This window comes from Vibrio sp. B181a, assembly GCF_030248375.1.
In the GTDB taxonomy this organism is placed as follows: domain Bacteria; phylum Pseudomonadota; class Gammaproteobacteria; order Enterobacterales; family Vibrionaceae; genus Vibrio; species Vibrio campbellii.
Window position 1 is genome coordinate 1 of sequence record NZ_JAHGAD010000027.1, and the last position, 22,534, is coordinate 22,534.

Genomic DNA, 22,534 nt, shown 5'->3' on the forward strand with positions numbered 1-22,534 from the left:
GGCGTGATCGTCAAGATTGGGGTAATTGGCAATGTATATGACGTGTTATCCTCGCCCACATTTCCTACTAAGTCTTTATATTGACTCACCACTAGGCCGACACCGAGTTCTGGTACGTCTGGGACATTAACGGTACCGGTCCAAACTTTCTTATCAGCAGGATCAGCCGTTAGCGAAGTAACATTGTTCGCACCTAGTGTTGCCTTTGCTTCTTGTAACTCTTTGTCAAACTCAAGCTTAACGTCTACTGCCTTTCCGATATCTTGATGCAGTGGATCAAACGTTACTTTAGTAAGCGTTGGCAACACCCCATCAACGTCCAGTTGAAGGCTATCTCCTTTACCATTTATATTATTGGCACTCTTGTAAGTGTTATCTTCAACCGATATGGTTACTTTTTTATTTTCATCTTTTGGTGTTACGTATGTAACTGTCCAAGTTACGTTGTCAGTGGTACTCCAAGATAAAGGTTTTAGCTCACCGCCATTATTCTCATCTAACTTTACGTCTGAAATATCGAATTCTTCGACTTCTTCAGTAAAAGTAAACGTAAGCGGGACTTCGACGCCGCCAGCCAAAGGTGTGCTTGCAGTCGTCGATATTGTTAGCTCAGGGACTGTTGCTGCTTCTACTTTGTATGTTGTCGTTTTTTCCGTTTGATTGCTGACTGCATCAAACGCGGTTACTTTTATCGTATAGTCTCCTGGCGATAATAAGTAGCGGAACACATAAGGGTCGCCATCGTTAGTAGGTTTCTTGATTGGCTCTGGCCTTACTGTTTGACCCGAACCATTATCAGCTGTTGATTCTACTAAACTTAAGTTTTTATCAGTCACATCAGCAGTTACATCCAAATAATATTTGCCATCATCTGTCGCTTCGTCTTCTTGCTTGCTATCGCGAATCGACACTTCAGGATCTTCATAATCAACAACTGATGCGATACCCTCGGCATTATAAGTCTTATTAAAAAGCGTAAAGTCTTTAATAGCACGTCCCATTGAGTCAGTAACTGTCACTTTGTACATGTATTCAGCTTGATCATCGATTGCAAAATCCATGGTACCAGTCGGGGTTGACGGCGTGATATCTCCGTTGAATTTAAGCGTATCTCCGGATGTTGGGACCATATCAATGGAATATCGAGTTGCCTTGACAGGCCCCTTCTCTGTTGAAGTAATCGTGAATGATTGACTTTCTTTAGTGAATGCTAGCTTGCCTCCCAGCAAGCTAGCCATATCATTAAATGAGAGAGTAATTGTCGGCACTGTCAGATCGATAGTCTTGTCTTCACTACTTTGGTTATCCACCGCATCTTTCGCGATTACCTCAACCGTAATTTTATCAAGACCTGAAAGCTCACCTTTGGATAGCTCGAAATAAGTTATGTATTCCTTATCGTTTTCCTTATTCGTTTTTTCTTCTTCAAAGTCAAGCGCTCGCACCGTGTACTTAACCTTAGCTAAACCACTGACGTCATCTTTCATCTCGACAAAAGTGAACCTAACTTTGTCATCTGGTTGCTCAGTAACCGTGATCACATCTCCAATGACAGGAGCTACATTATCGAATCTAATATTTTCAACGTCTGCACTTCCGGCGTTATCCCAAACATCTGTAACAGTCACATTTACATTTAATGACCGGTTTGCAAGATCCTCATCCAACTTATCACTACGAAATGTTGAACAGAGAAATGTATCGTCATCAGTACATTCATTGAAATTCCTGAAGTTATCAGCATTATTTTTTGAGTCATAGGACTCGCCACCAAAGGTAACACTGACGTTTTCTATTTTCGAGTTTTCGGCAAGCTTAACTCTAAAGTCTACATCGAGGTATTCACCATTTAATACATCATTACCTTCAGGGCTTGTAATTTTAACATCTGGCTTTTGAGTTGGTAATACAAATTCAAACGCATGATCTGATGCTAAGTTGCCTGCATTATCCTTAATGTTCTTAATTATGTAGGGATACTTACCATCCAACTTTCGAATAATATCGTAATATTTTTCTTTGTAACGGCAAACAGCTTGCCCTTCACCATTCAAAACACAACTCTTGGCATCAAATGTCGTATCCCCAGACGTCTTACTTAACTGAGGTTTGTCGTTAATATCTACTCCAGACAGTTCATCTTTGAATATCAGGTCGAATGCAAGATACTTAGTTGAGTCATCTGAGTCATAGCTTACCTCACCGCCTTGAAATTCGAATTTATCATCTTTAGGTGAGACTGTCTCTGGAGCCTCTGCATCCATCATTTGAAAGTCAAACTTCTGCACTGCTGCGGCTCCGTTCGTGCCCTTGGTTTGTACAATTAAAACGGCAGGTTTTAACGAAGCCCCTTCAGAGTCAACGCTGCAGCTAGGATCTTGACCCGGAGAGATATTCTTCTCGCCAGAGGTAGGCTTTTCTTCTGGGGGAGGTGCGACCTCGCTACTGTATTCTTGACGAACCCAACATTGAATTTTGGCTGCTTTAACTTCACTTTTAGTTGTGAATTTAACGTCTAGCACCCCATCAGAAACATAGCTCTGAAAATCTGTAGGCGCTGGCTCTGCAATTTCAAGCTCGACACCATTACGCTGGACGCTTAACGTGCGGTTAATGTTGCTAACTAGTGGAGTACCGTTATGTTGGACATTATTTTCAACACTAATACTTAACTCATAGTTTCCATCTATACTTAGTTGAGCCTGGGTTAACGTCGCTTCCCAAGTGTCCTCTGAACCGTCAACTTTAGAAAACTGAAAGTCTGTCGCATTGCTTTCACCAGAGTATTTATAAGTAGATATAATTTTATTAACCCCACTCACATCGTTTACTTCGAGTGTGAGTTTAATGTCACCATTGTCATAGACCACGTTATTATTAATTTCTTGGCCTTCTGAGTCACCATTAGCATAAGTAATCCCTAATTTTAAATCAGGTTTCTTACTGCTCACGTTAATTAAAAAGTCACTTGTCGATGAGTTGCCACGAGTATCTGAACCTTTAACTTTAATTGTATGCTCACCATCACTTTGCCCACCTAAAGGAATTTTAAGAGCGTCGGCATTGACTATTTTCGTCCCCGGAGTTCCCGGAGCTAGTTCACCATCAAATATCCAATACTCTAGACTTTCTCGATCTACTCCTTCAGGAGAATCGTTGCCATTCGGGCCTAAGTCTTTAGCTCTCAGTTCAAAAACATAATCACTATTGTAATAACTATTAACATCGTGCCCCATCAAGCTAAATTCTGGGCCTTGATTGTCAAAAACTACGCTATTTGTATTCGATTGACTTTCAAAACCATGAACATCTTTTGCTTTAACATAGAGACGGATGCGATTTCCTTCATTCAGGTCAATATTCTTAGTCTCATCTTCCAAAAGTGGCATTTCGAACTTTTGACTTGGGTTCTCAGGCTTAAACGTTTTTAACACTGTAGGGTTATCTACCTGGAACAAGGATACTTCTTCAATACCGGAATCATCTGTCACAGATTCAAAAAGCACATTGAACTCACGTCCTACTACGGTGTTTTCTTTATTCAAAGCGTCTTCAATCCAAGGGGTAGAAAGTAGAATTACTGGTCCCTTATTATCAACTTGAAAGCTGAACGTCCCCTTCCTACTCTCGTTTGCTGGATAGGCTTTATCCTTTGCCGTTACATAAAATTCATTTTTGGAATCGTAATTAAAGGCTTCTGCAACCAATTGAACTTTAACATCCGGCTGCTCACCAATGAGGTATGGTTGATCACAAACGCTTGTTTCAGGATCGCAAGCTTGTAACGTTTGGGACTGACCTGAGCCTTTCCTTAGTTCGACTTTTACATTGCTACCTTGACTAAGATCACCCCAATCAATCACCGGAGTCCAAATATCGTTGCCACCCAATCGCTCTGTAATTTCCGCATCATTAACAACCGGTGGCTCAGAGTCGATATAAATACGAAACCTTGGGGCTCCATTGTCGGCATCTGATACCGCGTTCCCCAAGTTATCTTCGGCGCTAACTACCGCTAACCAGTCACCATCACCTGGGTTAATTGTTGTTCCTTGAGTCGAGCAATCTTCCTGACTGCATAGGCGTACGACAAACCGATCGCTTTGATTAGTATAAAACTGCTCATATGAAACTGGGTATCTTTCGCCAGATGTCTTATAGAAAAGTAAGCTACGTTTCTCGAGTTTATCATCAACCACATCATCCAACTCAAAAGTTAGATCGTGGATGTTATTTCTAATACTCAGATAAACATCTTCCCCTATAGGGTTATTATCTGGACCTATAGGAGGGATGTAACTTGCCTCCGGATAGTCATTGTCCACATACAAACGCTCCACAAGAGGGTTGGCCTCAGTATATCCATTACCTTTGGTATCGAATGCCGTTGTCTCCAACGCAAACTCGATGATATCGGTGAGATCTGCTGACTCTGTATTTAAGGTAAAGAAGTACTCTTTTCTAAATTTATTACTATCGCCAGATTCTTGTGGTTTAAGTTCCAATGGAATTTCAGTATTAGGGTCTCCCACTGCATACCACATGCTTTGGAATTTCGGGGCTTGGTCGCCTTCCTCTACAATCCCAGATGGATCTTCTAACACTACTCTAGATACCACTTCACCCGCGACATATAGCTTGTCGCCAACCATGGTTGTGCGGCCAGTCTCTATTGTTAGCGTTTGTTTCGGCGGATAAATATCAATACTGCCGCCCCCACTATCAAAGATATTGTCTTCGCCAAGTTTAGGATTAGCCGTAGAAATATCATCAGCATAAAGCTGAGCAATATTATCTGGGATGCCGTATTTTTCAGTCATGATGTTGTAGTAGGACTGAGCAAGGTCTTTACGGTAGGTATCAGGTTTAAATACATAACCATCTAGTTGGATTTGGTTCCCACCAGCGCCAATCCCGTTTGCTTTACCATCGTAGCTAAGATCGTCATAAATAGCGGAGGCGAAATCAGAAGAGTTATTACGAGGTGTGTCCTGAGATAAGTCATCAATTGCTTCAACAAGGAAACGGTGCAGGTAGTCGTTAGAGAGATCGCTAGGAATTGTCTCCTCAAGCATCTCATTTGTAGCGTACGCCGTGATGGTTGGATCGAATCCAAAGAACGATTCGTTACCGCCCGCTAAAGCGTATTTCACTTCCGTAAGAATTTGCGAAGCGCGTTCTGATGTTTTGTCACCAGCTTCTACCTGATTCCAACGATAATCGAACAAACCTGTCTGGTAAGTGGCAAGCTCGGTCACGTAATACGTATTTGAACCGTCAAGTTCAAAATATGCGCCGATATTGGCATTGTTTAGATTAACGCTCGCTTTGGCGCCTGCATCGTCTTTCCATTGATAGTAGTGAGGGTCCGTCCCTTCTACACCAATTAAACGTACTCGCATGAATTCATAATTGACAACGTCCGTCGTGGTTTCACACGAAGCAACATCAAGCGCGGTAGTTTGATCACTTTCTGGCTGCTGAATGGTGGTACAACTTGCTAGAGAGGTGAATTCACCATTTGGGTTCAAACCTTCTAATTGTACACGTGCGCCAATGAAAGGCGTGACAACTGTCATCGTAGGTAGGTCAAAACTGCTTCGGAAGTAAACTTCTTGAGTCGCACTTTCATTGTCGGACTCATCGATGGTTTGAATCACCAGTTTCTGACTGGCGTTTTCTGAAACGTTTTTAAAACCATCACCAAGCACCTCTTTTACGAAAGGAACGTAGTAAATAACCTCATCAACTCTGCCTTCGCTATCTAAAATAGTTTCATGGGGGATACTCGCGGTGATAGTGTCCGTCGATGCTACGGTTTGTGTTGTGTTTTGAAATGCGTAGTTGTTGTCGTTGTTTTGGCTTACGTAGTACTTCACTACGAGTTTAAGCTTGTCGGCACTTGAACCTAAAACCGTATCGGAGTTCACATCTGCAACTCGAACTCGCACGTAAGGGATCTTATTCTCTTTCAACACGTTGACGTGAAAATTGGCGAAATCAACGCCTTGAATAGACTTCAGGCCAGAAGCGGCATAGACATAATCGATCTTCAAGTAGTCTCGGCTCGACTGCACGTTATCTGAAGTATAAGTATCTTGCGTGTAAACCCCTTCGTACGTAGACCTTTCTCCATCGACGGTCACATTGACGTAGTTCATCGATGTCCCTTCAGGGTATGTAATGATCTGAGCAGGCGCTTGGTCGTCACGGCTTACTGCATGCTGGTATTCACCGACGTTGTCTTTGGTGTCAGTAGCCCTAACATCGAACGTAGTCGTAGATAAGAATTCGTCCGTCGAATAGGCTTTACTAAATTCACAAGCACTACCCGACTCTGCCGTTACAGGAGTACAAGCCACATCTTCTGGTAGCCCGCTTTTAAATGAAACGCTGACAGATTTAATTTCTTGAGATGCTTCTTTTACTATGCCTTTTAAGACGTACTCTTGAAGTTCGTTGTTGATAGCGCTTGCAGAAGTGACAGAGATAACCGGTGCGTCATTATCCCACTCGAAATTCACGTAGTGGCCTGAATTGCTACCAGGGATAAGTTCATTGCCCAAAACGTCTGCCGTGTAAAACACCAAACGTGCTGCAGTCACATTCGAAAGGCCAGTATCTGGGTTGACCTCAACGGCATCAATCGCCTTTGTATCGACACTTACCTTGATGTTTGTTTCACGAACACCGACTTCAAAGCCGCTTGCATCTACCGTACAAAACTCACTGCCAGACGTCTGCTGATCGTTACATTTGAATTCATCCGACCAAACACCGTTAAGTTGGTATTGCACATAAGCAGAAACAGATTGAACACCAATATCGTCATTGAGCCGGATATCTACATTATCTGTTTTAGTCAGTACATCATTATCGGTACGCGTGATGGTTGGTGGCACGGTATCAATATCAGTTTCATCGCGTGGTGGAATAACACCATCAGTTTCGCCATGGCTTCCCAAGTCATTAATTTTTTGACTAAATGCAACGTAATCATCAGCGTCCGTCCCTGAGATATTAAGCTCTGGATCGTTCACCACAATCAAAACGTGCTGGGAAAGATCTTGAGTGTAAACGTCGCTGGTAATTCTCTGCTGGCCAAACGTAAGCGGCGTCACCGCACCAGTAGACTCACTGATCTCTAAACCATCTAAAAGACCATCAGCGATGACATCGCGAAATTGAATGTCAGCGAAATGCATTGAGGTATAGACCTTGTCCTCAGACTGGCCATATTTTTGAATTAAGTCATATGAGTAAGACGAATAGGCAGTCAGCAAAGCACCATATTGGTGTCCTGGTGTAGCAAAACTGCTCTGGCCACCTTTGGTGATATCAATTGGCTTGGTTTCGTTAACATTAAACCCGTACATGCCATTGATACTATCTAAGGCTTCAGAAACCGCATCCGAACCGGATTCACCATTGGCGATTTTATACTTCGCAAGCCCAGAGACGATATTTGTCAGTGGTGTGAGCATTAATTTTTGGTCACTACCTTCACTAAAGTTCACGATCCCCTCTAAACGCAGGGTTTTATTCGCGCTCGACGATACAATCTCTTTTGTAAGGGGATCGGTATAGCTACCCTGTTGCGCGACAACATACAAAGGCATCGAAGAAGATTCGAATTCTAGCTTGTAGTCACCAAAGGCATCGGAAGTTGTGCTGTCTAGCTTACGACCAACCTTTCCATCCTTGTATTCAAACACATCGATCTTGGCACCGTTAACTGGAGCGTCAAAAACGTTACCCGATATGCTTCCGGTATTCCTAGCTGGCGGAGTGTTATCACCACCATCCCCACCGCCACATGCACTTAATAAAAGTGAAGCAGCCATGAGACCTAACGTTGGTTTTATCGTATTTTTAGTGAACATAGTAATTTGGCAGAGTCTATTTTGCCGCGATTATATTATTGTCTGGAATTTTCTCAACGTGACAAAATAACCATAAAATTAAGCATAAACGCTAAGCAAACAGGCAGTTTTCAACCTCTTTGGCAGCGCTACTTCACATCTATCGTTATTTACTTAGTAAAAACACAGGAATTGGCATTAACGGCGTGTAAGATTTTATTTTAAATATTATACTCCCCTCAATTTTTCGCCGATAAGCATAATTTCGATTTAATGACAAGTTTAATATTAAGACAGTATACTCAAAACATTGCGTTACCCCTCGTATTCATTGCATTCGTTATCATTGCTGGCGTGTCTTTCACTCATTACCTGCTCACTCCGGAAGAACAGGTTCAACCTGTCACCACTAGGCTTCAAGCAACTGTTTTTAAAGAGATAAACCACAACAACATTGAACACACCTACGAAATCTACTTTCAGCGGGAAAAGATCACTACCGGCGTTGTAGATTACTCTTTCGTGACGTCTTTAATTAACGCTGGACTGTCTCAGCATGAGATAAAGTCTTTGATAAAATTAATTGAGAATGAATTCGATATTATCGGCTCGGTCCGAAAAGGTGACAAATTCTCTATAAAAACCAAAACCAATAGTTATAATGAAAAATACATTAGTTCTTTTTACTATTCTGGTAGTAAAAGAGACTTTTTTGTTATTAATGATGGCAATAACAACGCGTACGATGAATATGGTAATAAGTTAATCCGCCAGCCTTATTATGCATTTCCACTAGCAAAAAAGTATAAAGTGAGTTCTGGTTTTAATTTAAAGCGAAAGCACCCAGTTACCGGTCTACTCACTCCACATCTAGGTACCGACTACGCAGTGCCGATCGGAACACCAATACAAAGTATCGCAGATGGTATTGTTGTTAAGTCACGTTACAACCGCTTCGCTGGTAACTACATTAACATCCGCCATAGCAACGGTTCCCTATCTCGTTATTTACATCTATCTCGTAGCGATGTTCGCGCAGGTGACCACGTAACTAAAGGACAGACCATCGGCCGCACAGGTAATACAGGAAGAACCACTGGCCCTCACTTACATGTCGAACTCATTGTAGAAGGCGTCCCTGTTGATTATGCACGTTACATCCGAACTAACCCTGCGCCGCCTGCAAACACGCAGATGATGCTAGCGGCAAGAACAGAGCGTGCAGAGCTTATTAAAGAACTGCATAAATACGCCTCTTAGTGTCTGGGGTGATTTCTTTTCAGCTCATCGCGAAACAAACTTTGGGGCATAATGAGCTGAGATCCCGTCACTGTTAATGAGCTTCGATTCGAAAGTGACCAAATCGGAGCCAAAGCTGTACTTAAGTCCTTAAATATCTTCCTATCGCTCTTGCTCTAACATTTCCGCTCCCCCAATAAAGTGTTAAGATCATCACATGACTCGCTGTAGTGGTAACGAGTGGTGATGATTAGCCCCACTCCCTTAACATCCTCATCAATGATGTAAGTAAGATGAATAACCCACCAGCATAACCATGAAACAATAAGGCGATTTTTCAGATGGTTAACAACTCTATCCAGTGGTTTCCGGGCCACATGCATAAAGCCCAAAAAGAGATTGCTGAAGCGATCCCTCAAATAGATGTCATTATTGAAGTGCTTGATGCTCGTATCCCTTTTAGTAGTGAAAACCCTATGATCGCGGAGCTCAAGGGCGATAAGCCAGTAGTAAAAGTGCTTAACAAACGCGATCTTGCGGATCCGGAGTTGACTCAAGTTTGGATTGACCACTTCGAGAAAGAGCACAACGTAAAAGCGATTGCCATTACTACTTCTCAACAGTCAGAAGTCCAAAAAATTATGGAGTTAGTACGTAAGCTTGCTCCGCATCGCGAAGAAATTGGCAAGAACATTCGTACCATGATCATGGGTATTCCAAACGTTGGTAAATCCACCATTATCAATGCCTTGGCGGGCCGAACTATCGCAGTGACAGGTAACCAACCAGCGGTTACACGTCGCCAGCAACGCATTAACCTTCAAAATGGCATTGTGCTTTCAGATACTCCTGGGATTCTTTGGCCAAAAGTAGAAAACCCGCACAGTGGCTTCCGTCTTGCTGCAACTGGCGCAGTAAAAGACACGGCAATGGAATACGACGAAGTGGCATTTTACACCGTCGAATACCTAGCCGCTCACTACCCGGAGAAGTTGAAAGAGCGCTACCAAATCGATGAGCTTCCAGAATCGGATATTGAGATCATGGAAGAGATTGGTCGTCGTCGTGGTGCACTTCGTGCTGGCGGTCGTGTAGACCTTCACAAAGTATCAGAGATCCTTCTTCATGAACTTCGCCAAGGCACCTTGGGCCAGATTACTCTAGAGCTTCCTGAGATGATTACTCAAGAGCTAATCGAAGTAGAAATCGAAACCGCTCGTAAAGAAGAAGAGAAAGCGAAACGCAAAGAAGAACGTCGTAAACGCTACCTTCGCAACAAACGATAATAGCGCTCCTATCTCCCTTCTCAAGGCACGTGTTACACGTGCCTTTTTTTGTGCTTAAATTTTTCATCTCAGTGCAAAAGCGCGACGCTTTTCTCATTACTTATGGAATGAAGACCACTAAACGTAGATCACCACTCAATACCTTCCAATTTGCATTTCATCTAAGTTTCGTAGGAAAAACCAAACAAATTCATAAATATTTATTATGTAATTTGACGATTACTTTTTAAGCACGATCTTAGTTAGACCCCCGAACAGTAAGGAGTTACAAAGCTCACCCAACCCTTAAATGCGGAGTTTGCAGGCGCACGCAAACTTATGCAACTTGACTAATGACACCGAGCTCATATTGGTCAAACTATATAGCTGTCAGCGCTGGCGTTTTCCTGTGTTACGAAGAGAACTTATTATGAGTGATAAACCGAAAACAAAACCACTTCCTTCCTTTGTTGAGGAACGCCTAGACTTTTATATTCAAGATCTGATTGAGCAGAACGAAAACCAAAAGCACTTGGTATTAGGGAAGCGACCACAACAAGGAGCGGTGGTCATGCAAAGTAACGACTACTTGTCGTTGTCCCACAATCTACAAATTCAGCAGGCACATCGTGATGCTATCTACGAGCACGATGATAACGTTGTCATGTCTGCGATTTTCTTACAAGATGACGACTCAAAACCTGCATTTGAAACGCAGCTCGCGGATTATGTCGGTATGGGCAGTTGCCTATTATCCCAGTCCGGATGGGCAGCCAATATTGGCTTGTTACAAACGATTTGTCCGCCAGAAACACCGGTCTATATCGACTTCTTTGCACATATGTCTTTGTGGGAAGGGATTCGAGCGGCAGGAGCCCAAGCGCATCCATTCATGCATAACAACATGAACCATTTGCGCAAGCAGATACAGCGTAACGGCTCTGGCGTTATCGTTGTGGATTCGGTCTATAGCACGATAGGTACGATCGCCCCACTCCACGACATCTACGAAATGGCGCGTGAGTTTGATTGTGCTTTGGTGGTCGATGAGTCCCACTCATTAGGCACGCATGGGCCAAATGGTTCTGGCTTGGTGAAAGCATTAGAACTCACTGATCAAGTGGATTTCATTACGGTGAGTTTGGCAAAAACATTTGCTTATCGGGCTGGGGCGATTCTTGGTCCAGAAAAGTTGGCTAGAACGCTACCCTTTGTCGCATTCCCAGCCATCTTTAGTTCGACGGTCCTGCCACAAGAGATCGTTCGACTTGAAAAGACTCTCGAAGTCATTCGAAGCGCAGATGATAAGCGAACCATGCTGTTCAATCGCGCTAAGGAGCTCAGAACAGGCCTAAAGCAGATTGGCTTTCATATCCGCAGCGAATCGCAAATTGTGGCGTTAGAATGCGGTAGTGAGCGAAATACGGAACGAGTACGTGACTTCTTAGAAGAACGAAACGTGTTTGGCGCTGTATTCTGTCGTCCTGCAACGGGCAAGAATAAGAACATTATTCGATTTTCGATCAATGCTGATATGACATCTCGTGACATTGACCATGTCTTGACGGCTTGTCAGGAAGCGTATAACCACCCAGAACTAGAATTCGCCTAACGAATCGAAAGCGGCACATTTGAATGGAAGCTTGTGAATGCCGGAATACAAAGAGCTCAGCATAGTGCTGAGCTCTATTCGTTTTCGTCACCCTATTGAGCAAGAACTAAATCCAGTTCGCAATCTTGTCGAACAACCTGTTCTTATCCGCAGGTTTAACGATGAAATCCGACATGCCAGATGAACCAATCTTGTCCAGTGTTATCGGTGAGCTATCACCAGTATGCGCAATAATAGGTACCGAAGCGTAGGCCTTATTTGAACCTCTGATTTGACGAGATGCTTCTACACCATCCATCACCGGCATTTCGATGTCCATTAGGATTAAGTCAACATTGTTCTCATTCAATGCGTTGATTGCCTGCAGCCCATCTTCGGTTTGGATCACTTCAAAACCCTGCTTCTCAAGCAGCATGGCCGTAAACTTGCGTAAAGACTCATTATCGTCAACCACCATAATGGTTCGCTTGTTTGTTGAATCGAGCGGCTTCGCTGGCATCGATGGAACAACATAATTAGCGTCATACAGTAAACGGTCGATGGTCGCTCGAGTATTCAGAAGCCAGGCTTGTGTCTCTACCCAAATAGGTTCAAAAGAAACGCTTCTCGCTCTTTGAGTTGGATGGTGCTCAAACATGAAAACAATGCGAGCTTCAGTGAACGACAGTAACGACTCAACCTTATCTATATGGCTGCCACGGGCGTCTAAACTCTCCATATCGATCAGGATTAAATCAAACTCGAACTCGTATTCTTTCTTTTTAAGAACCGCGGGAATATCGAGAACCGTGAGTTCGAATCTCATAAAACGAGCAATGTCCGTCACTTTCGAAACTAAGATGTTTTGCTCACTCACAAACAAAATCGTTTTTAGCTTGGTTAGCTCACTCTTAATCTCTTTGACTGCGCTTGAGCCAATCGTAGGGAAAGTCATCGTGAACTGAGACCACTCGCCGACTTCTGATTGGCAACGAATATCACCGCCAAATGAACGCATCACTTTCTTACAGAAAGGCAGTCCAAGGCCGTAGTTTCCTGACTTACCCGTAGTGTAGAAATCTTGGAAAATACTTTGAAGAACTTCTGGCGCAATGCCCGAACCGTTATCAGTCACCACAATTTGGTTGGCAAATTCATCACTGTACATGGTGACGTGTATGTGGAAGTCTTCTGAACTACGGTGGTGGAAGGCGTTCTTGAACAAGTTGTACATCACATACTTAAGCAATGTATCGCTGCCCAAGAAATCGAACTCACTTCTTACATCCAAGGAGATAGCAAAACGGTCTGTCGATCGTTTGTAACTGAAACTTTCAATCGCACTCTCAACGACAGATTGTGCAGAGTGTTTTTTAAATGTCGAGCGAGAAACACGGTTCTCATCAATTGAAGTAAGAAGCAAATCAATGGTTTCGTTTCCGGAATGAATGATCTTCATTGCGTCACTGCTGACTTCTCGTAACAGTGTCACGTCTTCATCACTTAACGTGTACTGCTCTTTCTTGCCCTCTTTCGGATTTGGCAACACGGATTGAATGACATCGATAGAAGTTAATAAACCACTAAGTGGGTTTCGCATTTCATGGGCGATACCCGCCCCAAAAGACTTTGCGATTGAGACTTTTGCTTCATGCTCTACCTGGTTTCGGAAGTAGAACAAGTTACCAAAGAGATAAATAAACAAGAAGATCGGTACGTGCGTCCAATCCATGGTGAGTTCGAGGTGAAACCCCTGTGCTACCCAAGCAAAAAACGTCGCAAGACCAATTCCCACAAATGTCTGAACAAACATCACCGATGTGATATGCACGAGCAGTATGTGCAAAAAAATCGCCGACATAAACGACATCACCCAAACATTCGACCAATTGTTCATCAGCAACATGTAAAAGAAGAAACAAGGTAAGCAGAGCGTTGTGACCACTTGATAATAGGCGGGTAAGAACCCACGCCACTCAAATGGCGTACGATTACGATAAATGATGCCGAAGAATAATATTGAGCAAAGAATACGAAGCGGTAGGTTTTCGTATGGCTGCGGGAACATGAACTCCCAAACGATGTAGTAAATAGGAAAGCCTATGAAGCCCATCCATCCTACGAGGCTAAGGTTGGGTTCTGCGTACTGATATACTTTGCGAATCGCGTCCATATTTACTTTATCTACTGAGCCTAGCACTTACTAATTTTATGTTTAGCATTGTTTTCTTTGTATTTGTCTTTCAATTATATATTAGTTATCGCACATAAGCAGTGAGACATTAATCAAATATTTCGCGACACTCCTCTTTTAAATTCAGAGTTTTATATTCACAAAAAGAATCTCCGGGTAACTTTGATTGTTAATTAATCAGAAACTGAGAAGTGGCGCAACGTCATGTACATGAATGCCATGCAGCATACAAACACCAGCACAGTGGTCACTTCCCTATTCAACTTATCAAACAAGGACACATATGCAACCAGTAGAAATTAAAAATGTCGTATTCGATGTAGGTAATGTACTCGTAAGGTGGTCACCAATCGAAATCGTGAGACTGACTTTTGGAAATGATGTCGATGCCGAGGCGTTAGCGAAAGATCTTTTCACGAGTGCGATTTGGTTGGATTTGAACAAAGGGCTGATTACAGAAACACAAGCCAAACAGCGGTATCAACTCGAAAAACAGTTGTCTGAGAGCGAAGCAGAGCGTTTCTTTTACTACGTGAAGCATACCCAACTTCTGATTTATGGCAGTGTGGACCTTCTAAAGCGCATAAAATCAGCAGGATATCGTGTGTTCGCTCTGACTGACAATGTAGTAGAGATCGTTGAATATCTAAAAGCTACGTATGACTTTTGGCCGTTATTTGAGGGCACAACAGTATCTGCAGAACTTGGCTTGTTGAAGCCTCAACCAGAGATCTATCAGAGCCTATTAGAAACCCATCAACTTTTAGCGAAAGAAACCGTGTTCCTCGACGATATGCCCTATAACGTTGAAGGCGCACGCGAGGTAGGCATTGAGGCGATTCAATTTAAGCACGCAGAACAATGTGAGTATGAACTAAAAGCCATGGGGTTGAGCTTTTAGGATTGGTTCTAACGACAAAGAGCAGCACTTCGCTGCTCTTTTAGGCTCTACAGGGTGTATACCCAAGTGACTTCAAGATGCAGGATTCAGAGCGTTGTCATTGATTCGAGAGCAAGAAAAACAACGCAGTGTAATAGCCAGCTATTTCCAAGTTGTTTGACGCAGCAATCGGGTCAATGACACGCTCCCAAAGGGCGAGCTGTTTTGGCTTGCATACTTTGTTGCCTATTCTTGATTTAGACCCACTAAACCTTTAAATCGCCGCCGCGTCTACAAACCAAGTCAGTCTCGCTGAACCTAGCATCTCGAGGTTACTTGGGTATAAGTCAATGACAAGGGCTATGAGTAAACCACGTTCTCTTCGATGCCATTAACGAGTGATTGCGCACTTGACCAACGAAACACCTTCTCTAGCACTTCATTACCACCTGGCGTTTTCCAGTTTCGCTCTTGGCATTCTTGTCCACCAATGTGTTGATAAAACTCAACCGCAGGTTCGTTTTGGGAGACCACCTCAAGGTATAAACCACTGTCCTTAAAGTATTGCTGGTGCCATTCTGCTACAGCAAGAAGTAACTGTTTACCAATGCCTCTTCCGCGGTAGCTATCATCAACGTGTAATGCCTCAATAAAGCTACCACGCTCAAAGTCATGATTACCAAACACGCAAATGAAACCAAGAAGAAGTCCCCCCTCTTCTGCTAAAACAATGTGTTGGTTGAATGGCGGGTTGGTTAAGCGCGTTTGCCATATCAACAGCTTGTCGTCGATGGCTTCACTATCCAAGTACGCATCACTTAACACTCCGCGGTAATGACGCTTCCAGCTGTCCGCATGTAACTGCGCGATGCGTTCATAATCCTTATATTCCGCTAATCGTAATTCCATTACGTATTCCTATTTTCTTTTATTGCTTCTCTAACGAGCTTTGGCATTTTCCACCTCATTAACTACATATTATTGGCAGATTTTACAAATCTATAGCCACAGCTCATTGATTAATACTACTCATTATTCGTTTAAAAGCAAAATATCCCACCGACAACCGCTGTTTATTGCGAGCTTGCCCTTAACGATAGAACTGTCACAACTCGAAACAAAGTCATCTAACTTTAGTTTGACTTACACGTGTACGCTGATATTCTGGCGTACAGTTGTTAGCTCAAAGTTAGGGACACACCGTGACGCATAATAAACCGCCTCTTATCTGGCTGAATATATTGATATTTTCTGCCAGCTTTATACTGACCTTCGTTGTATTGCCTTGGTATGCATACCATTACGGATTAGGTTGGGAACATCTGATCTGGGGCATTCTCGCCTTTAGCTTTACCAATCTCTCCATTACCGCGGGTTATCACCGCCTATGGAGCCACAAAACCTACGAAGCTCACCCAGTTTTACGATTCATCTTTGCCATCGGTGGTGCCTTCTCTCTTCAAAACAGTGCGATGCATTGGTCCTCTGATCATCGAGTTCATCACAAACATGTCGACGATAACGACAAAGACCCGTATTCAGCAAAACGCGGTTTTTGGTACTCGCATATTGGTTGGATGCTTCGTGATTACAACAAATCAAGAGAGAACGAGTACACGAACTGTCGCGATTTGAAGCGAGACAAAATCGTTGCATGGCAGCACAAGTATTACGTTCCTTTAGCTATTGTGACTAATATCGGCTTCCCTCTTTTATTGGGTCTTATCTATGGTGATATCTGGGGAATGTTCCTGATCGTTGGTGCTGCTCGCCTGTTTTTGAGCCATCACACAACTTTCTTTATCAATTCATTGGCACATGTTTGGGGCAAACAAACCTTTACTGATAAGAACACCGCTCGTGACAATGGTATTTTGGCATTCTTTACGTTTGGTGAGGGCTACCATAACTTCCACCACATCTTTGAAAACGATTACCGCAATGGTGTCTACTGGTGGCATTACGATCCAACAAAATGGCTGATCAAGTCCTGTTCTTGGTTGGGCTTAACAACGAAGCTTCGCACGACATCGACGTTTCGCATCGAGAAAGCGCGTGCAACTCAGTTATTGAAAAAAGCGAAAGAGAAACTTGAGAGTAAGCCGAACAGCCAATCAATCAGAGACCAGCTCCAGCAAGAGTTTGATGCTCTAGTCCATCATATGCAGGAATACTACGAAGTGCGCAAAGAAGTGCTCGGAGAGAAAACAGCGACAGTAGTGAAAAAATACGAGCGCTCGGTATCAAAGTTGAAGTACCAACAAATTAAAGAAGAATTTGAGCGTCAACAACGCAGTTGGAACCTTTTAGTACGTCGCTACGCCTAATCTGCGCTTCAATATAACAACGTTGAAATAACGACCTCAAAACAAAAGCTCCGATCATTCGGAGCTTTTTTGTACAATCAAGTCCCTTTAACGTGATCTAGCTCGAAGTATCACTTTTGCCACTTTTTAATCATTTCGTACGATTTTTATTCGATAAATTGTTCATATTTTCGTTTCATTAAAATCCATAAAACCAGTACATAACACCTAAAAAACGTAATTTAAACAATATAATCCAAGGCAATTATTTATTAATCTATTATTTGTTTTAGATCATGCTAGCTCTAATTTAGTCTCGTGCCACAGGAAAGAATTCTGTAAATTCACAGACATAAACTGAAACAGTTTCTTTCTTTTTTTCATAATATCTGGAGACAACCCTATGTTAGAGCTCTTAATTGGCTTGGTAGTGACCATTGCTGTGGGTTATTTCATTGTCAAAGGCTACAAAGCCGCTGGCGTGTTATTAACCGCGGGTATTAGTTTGCTTCTAATGACTGGCATCCTTGGCCATGACGTTCTGCCATCAAAAGTAACCTCAACGGGTAATATGGTGACGGACGCACTAGAGTACGTAAAATACATGCTTCAATACCGTGGCGGCGGCCTTGGTATGCAAATCATGCTACTTTGTGGCTTCGCGTCTTACATGACACACATCGGTGCAAACAATGTAGTCGTAAAACAGTTCTCTAAACCGCTTTCTGTCATCAAGTCTCCATACGTCCTTTTGGTAGCGGCTTACATCGTGGCATGTTTGATGTCTCTTGCAGTGAGTTCAGCAACAGGTCTAGGCGTACTATTGATGGCTACCCTATTCCCAATGATGACGGCAATGGGTATCTCTCGCCCTGCTGCGGTAGCAGTGTGTGCTTCACCTGCGGCAATCATCCTTTCGCCAACTTCTGGTGACGTGGTTATCGCAGCAGAAAAATCAGGCCTAGCACTTGACGTGTTCGCGGTTCAAACCGTACTGCCTGTTTCTATCTGTGCAATCATCGTAATGGCTGCAGCGGCTTTCTTCTGGAATAAATACCTAGATAAGAAAGACAATACGCCAATGGAAAAGATTGACGTATCTGAGATCAAAGCAGATGCGCCAGCGTTCTATGCGGTTCTTCCTTTCCTACCAATCATCGGCGTATTCCTATTCAACGGTCGCACGATTCCTGGCCTGACTCTAGACATCTACACCATCGTTGTAGGTTCTATCTTCTTGGGTGCAGTAATTCACTATGTGGTGAACAAATTTGACGGTAAGAAGTCGCTTGAAGATCTTGATTCTTGTTATGCGGGCATGGCAGATGCGTTTAAAGGCGTAGTAATGCTGTTGGTTGCGGCGGGTGTTTTCGCACAAGGTTTAATGTCAATTGGTGCTATCGATAACCTACTTCATCTTGCAGACAATGCAGGTGCTGGCGGTGTTGCACTAATGCTTATCCTAACTGGCCTAACTGTTGCCGCTGCGATTGCGACAGGTTCTGGTAACGCTCCATTCTATGCGTTCGTAGAGCTTGCACCTTCACTGGCTGCGAAGATGGGTTTAAACCCTGCGTTCCTAATCATCCCAATGCTACAAGCTTCTAACCTAGGTCGTACTATCTCGCCGGTATCTGGTGTAATCGTTGCGACTTCTGGTATGGCAAACATCAGCCCATTCGAAGTAGTGAAGCGTACATCAGTGCCTGTTCTCGCAGGTCTGATTACTGTGATCATCGGTACTATGGTGCTTGTACCAATGACGGCATAAACTGAAGTTACATCGCGCAAATCAACAAAAGCTCGGCTTCTATGTCGAGCTTTTTTATCCATTCAATACACCTTATCGTCACCTATCCCCTCTCTTAATACTCCGCATTGAATACACAATGTGTCTCTTATTTACAAAACACTGCACATTATAAGCAAGACCAATTTGCTTAATCTCTCAGGTACTTATATAACGTTCCAATACATTCACAAAATGGAACTTACTATGACTTCACTTATTGTTTTTATCGTCATCGTTTTGCTTATCGCGGTGTTTGCGGTCAGCATTTACAACAAACTAGTGACGCTACGTAATCGCTTTAAAAACAGCTTTGCTCAGATTGAGGTTCAGCTAAAACGTCGTTACGACCTGATCCCAAACCTTGTTAGCACTGCGAAAGGTTACATGGAGCATGAGAAAGAAACGTTTGAGCGTGTCATCCAAGCACGTAACCAAGCGATTTCTGGCTTGAAAGCAGCAAGTGATGCGCCAGATAGCGATGCGGCCATTAACCAACTGGCACAAGCAGAAGGCATGCTACAAAATGCGCTAAGTAAGTTAAATGTTGTTGTTGAAGCTTACCCAGAACTGAAAGCCAACGAAACAATGACTCAACTGCAAGAAGAGCTGACTAGCACAGAGAATAAAGTCGCTTTTGCTCGCCAAGCTTTTAACGATGCTGTCACCAGCTACAACACTTACAAGCAGACTTTCCCACCAGTTCTATTTGCCAATATGTTTGGCTTCCAAGACGGTAAGCTGCTTGAGTTTGCAGACAGTGAAGCAATTCAAGAAGCGCCAAAGGTTGAATTCTAATGGATTTCTTTGACCATCAAGATACCGCACGTCAGCGTACCGGGCTTTTGGTGTTTCTGTTTTCCTTAGCAGTATTAATCATCACTGCCTTGGTCAGCGTACTGTCGATTGCCATTTATTACGGGGTCACTGGGGAGCCGTTTGATCAACGAACCGCCATCACCTACACCTTATTGTGCTTTGGAGGCGTGGCACTGGTTGTCGCCATCAGCTCTATGTTTCGCTTATCTGAGCTCTCTTCCAATGGCGGTCGCGGCGTTGCTGAAAGTATTGGGGGTAAGCTTATCTCCTCGAATACAACTGACACGAAACACCGTCAATTGCTTAATGTGGTTGAAGAGATGGCAATCGCATCTGGCATTCCCGTTCCTCCTGTTTATGTCATGCAGGAAGAACGAGGTATTAACGCGTTTGCTGCAGGCATGAGTATTGATGATGCCGTAATCGGTGTCACACAAGGCGCGCTAGACAGCTTTTCCCGTGATGAACTGCAAGGTGTTATTGCTCACGAGTTCAGCCACGTATTAAATGGCGATATGCGTATGAACACGCGCTTGATTGGCGTCTTGTTCGGCATTACTTGTATTGCGCACTTGGGTCACTTGGTTCTCGACAATACACACTACACGAGCCGCGCATCAAGAAGCTCTTCGGATTCCGATAAAGGCTTCGCTGTCATTATGTTGATCGCGATTGTATGTTTGGTGCTTGGCTGGGTTGGTACTTTATTTGGATCAATGATCAAAGCAGCTATCTCACGACAACGTGAGTTCTTGGCGGACGCGAGTGCGGTTCAGTTTACTCGTAATGACCAAGGTATTTCAGGTGCTTTGAAAAAGATTGGCGGTCACGCATCTGGCTCTAGCTTGGATGCGCAAGCGAGCAGCCAAATGAGCCACATGATGTTTGGACAAAGCAACTTGTCTGGCTTTACCGGCTTCTTCGCTACTCACCCGCCTCTGGAAGAGCGAATCCGTCGTATAGAGCCCAACTGGGACGGCAGCTTTTCGCACAGAAGTCAGAGCAACACTTCAGCGTTTGGAAGTGAACAAGTCAGTGGATTTGCGTCGGATGCCGATTTCAACTCTCAAGACCATGAACCACAAAGAGCCACGCCAACTTCCTCAGAACTAAGTGATACAGGTAAACAACTGATCAGCCAATTGCCCCAAGACTTGGTAGACATTGCACGTGAGCCCTACAGCTCCCGCTTTATTGCATTGCTCCTGATCTTTGATGGCAGCGATGTGCAACGTGAGATGATCAAAGGTCATATTCCAATGGTCTCGCACGCAAAGCTGTTACCATGGCTGGATTACGATTTGCCCCTGCACTTAAGGCTTCCTCTGCTAGAGCTCGCTATCCCAGCACTTAAATCAATGAGTGAAGGTCAGAAAAATAGACTTTGCCAAGTTCTGCGAGAATTGTCTCAAACGGATAATCACTACTCACTGGGTGAATGGTGCGTCGTTAACTTGTTGGAAAAGCAGCTTCTTGCGCCTTTTGGTTCTACTCGCCAAAACAAGACCTTCAAGCAACTCCAAGAAAGCGTACACTGGTTGCTACGTGAATTGGCGTGGGTCACGCATTCAGAACGAGAAGGCGCACAACGCGCATTCAACGCTTCGCTCACCTCGCTAGGATTTGCAGAAACGACATTGGAAGAGCCAAACAACAACTGGCGTTTAAGTCGCGCGGCATTAGAACTGTTGCTACAACTGAAGCCAGCTCAACGACGCCAGTTCGTTAAGGCGTGTCGTTTAGCAATTGAGTCTGACGGTAAGATCACCGTTGCAGAAGGCGAACTGTACCGAGTGGTAGCGTGTTTCTTGGAAGTTCCAGAACCGCCGCTTACCGTGACGCTTTAACGGCACAAAGTAAAACGCCAGCGATGATCGCTGGCGTTTTTGTATTCGGCTATAAGTGACGCTGATTAAGCAGCTTTAAAGCGCTCTGGAATCTTGGTAATGCTTTGACGATAACTGAACCATAGGTAGGTTACTGCTAGTGAGAAGAACAAGTAAGACAAAGCAAACACGATAGGAGAAGTAATCAGCTCTGCTGACATACCCCACATTACGCCGATCACTGTAATCGTCAATTTAGATAACATGCCACAGATCAGTAGGAACAAAGCAAGCTGTGGGAAACGCGAACTACGGAATGCGAAGAAGTAGCAGCTACCTACTGCAAGCGATGCAATAGAAAGACCTAGCATGAATGAATGGATGTGATCTGCTGATGCGACACCTGCAGAAACAGAAGCCATAAGTAATAGGAACAATTTCATAAGTCACCTCACTACGAGTAGAGAAAAGCATCCTTTCATTAATGAAAACTCATTTTGCGCCCTATTTTGCTTATCTATTTAGCAATTACAAGCACATTTTTTGCTCACTTTATGTTCACCCTCCCCCTTGAAATCAAGTTATTACAAGTGGTTAACATTCTCTAATTTATAAACCCTTTAGATCCTGCACTTACAGAAAACAGTCTCTATTTTGGCCACTTTTGTTACAGAACATTAACACTAAAATATTTTGAAACTTTTTGCTTAAACTGTGAGCCAAACACTTAACTTCACGCTATCCATCTCGTTTCACTTAGGAT

The 22,534-nt window shown here is 43.5% G+C and carries 12 protein-coding genes; 8 read left to right on the top strand and 4 right to left on the bottom strand.

Annotated elements, in window-relative coordinates:
• Positions 1 to 7,844: Ig-like domain-containing protein (locus tag KIO97_RS13330; RefSeq protein ID WP_285382909.1), on the bottom strand; the 7,844-nt coding region annotated here is incomplete at its 3' end.
• Between the two features lie 291 nt (positions 7,845 to 8,135).
• On the opposite strand from KIO97_RS13330, the gene KIO97_RS13335 reads away from it, so the two are divergent.
• The 3 genes from KIO97_RS13335 to cqsA all read left to right on the top strand — a co-directional run bounded on the left by KIO97_RS13335 (position 8,136) and on the right by cqsA (position 11,978).
• Complete coding sequence (locus KIO97_RS13335) at positions 8,136 to 9,122, top strand: peptidoglycan DD-metalloendopeptidase family protein (RefSeq protein WP_285382911.1); 987 nt, start codon at positions 8,136 to 8,138, stop codon at positions 9,120 to 9,122.
• A 320-nt stretch (positions 9,123 to 9,442) separates the two neighbouring features.
• Entirely contained in the window at positions 9,443 to 10,387 is a 945-nt protein-coding gene (gene ylqF / locus KIO97_RS13340) for a ribosome biogenesis GTPase YlqF (RefSeq protein WP_005426767.1), read from the top strand.
• Positions 10,388 to 10,676: 289 nt separating this feature from the next.
• Entirely contained in the window at positions 10,677 to 11,978 is a 1,302-nt protein-coding gene (gene cqsA / locus KIO97_RS13345; RefSeq protein WP_268989382.1) for an alpha-hydroxyketone-type quorum-sensing autoinducer synthase, read from the top strand.
• Between the two features lie 106 nt (positions 11,979 to 12,084).
• Here cqsA and KIO97_RS13350 read toward each other — a convergent pair whose 3' ends face one another.
• A complete protein-coding gene (locus tag KIO97_RS13350; RefSeq protein ID WP_285382914.1) occupies positions 12,085 to 14,130 on the bottom strand; it encodes a response regulator in 2,046 nt (681 codons plus the stop codon).
• A gap of 304 nt (positions 14,131 to 14,434) precedes the next feature.
• Between KIO97_RS13350 and KIO97_RS13355 the strand changes: the two genes are divergently transcribed.
• A complete protein-coding gene (locus KIO97_RS13355; protein ID WP_285382916.1) occupies positions 14,435 to 15,052 on the top strand; it encodes an HAD family phosphatase in 618 nt (205 codons plus the stop codon).
• Between the two features lie 339 nt (positions 15,053 to 15,391).
• Here KIO97_RS13355 and KIO97_RS13360 read toward each other — a convergent pair whose 3' ends face one another.
• Positions 15,392 to 15,940 carry a GNAT family N-acetyltransferase gene (locus KIO97_RS13360; protein ID WP_005426812.1) on the bottom strand — a complete coding sequence of 183 codons (549 nt, stop codon included), beginning with the start codon at positions 15,938 to 15,940 and terminating at the stop codon, positions 15,392 to 15,394.
• A gap of 293 nt (positions 15,941 to 16,233) precedes the next feature.
• Here KIO97_RS13360 and KIO97_RS13365 point away from each other — a divergent pair, with 293 nt between their 5' ends.
• The 4 genes from KIO97_RS13365 to KIO97_RS13380 all read left to right on the top strand — a co-directional run bounded on the left by KIO97_RS13365 (position 16,234) and on the right by KIO97_RS13380 (position 21,792).
• Positions 16,234 to 17,358 (top strand): fatty acid desaturase, encoded by a 1,125-nt coding sequence (locus tag KIO97_RS13365; RefSeq protein WP_045369066.1) that lies wholly within the window; start codon positions 16,234 to 16,236, stop codon positions 17,356 to 17,358.
• Between the two features lie 382 nt (positions 17,359 to 17,740).
• A complete protein-coding gene (dcuC, locus tag KIO97_RS13370) occupies positions 17,741 to 19,108 on the top strand; it encodes an anaerobic C4-dicarboxylate transporter DcuC (protein ID WP_012129600.1) in 1,368 nt (455 codons plus the stop codon).
• Positions 19,109 to 19,333: 225 nt separating this feature from the next.
• On the top strand, positions 19,334 to 19,924 hold the full coding sequence (locus KIO97_RS13375; protein WP_038891689.1) for a LemA family protein: 591 nt from the start codon (positions 19,334 to 19,336) through the stop codon (positions 19,922 to 19,924).
• Positions 19,924 to 21,792 (top strand): M48 family metallopeptidase, encoded by a 1,869-nt coding sequence (locus KIO97_RS13380; RefSeq protein ID WP_285382920.1) that lies wholly within the window; start codon positions 19,924 to 19,926, stop codon positions 21,790 to 21,792. The genes KIO97_RS13375 and KIO97_RS13380 overlap by 1 nt, the downstream gene beginning before the upstream one ends.
• Before the next feature lie 65 nt (positions 21,793 to 21,857).
• On the opposite strand, the gene KIO97_RS13385 is transcribed toward KIO97_RS13380, so the two are convergent.
• On the bottom strand, positions 21,858 to 22,214 hold the full coding sequence (locus tag KIO97_RS13385) for a hypothetical protein (protein ID WP_005447150.1): 357 nt from the start codon (positions 22,212 to 22,214) through the stop codon (positions 21,858 to 21,860).
• Between the last annotated feature and the right edge of the window lie 320 nt (positions 22,215 to 22,534).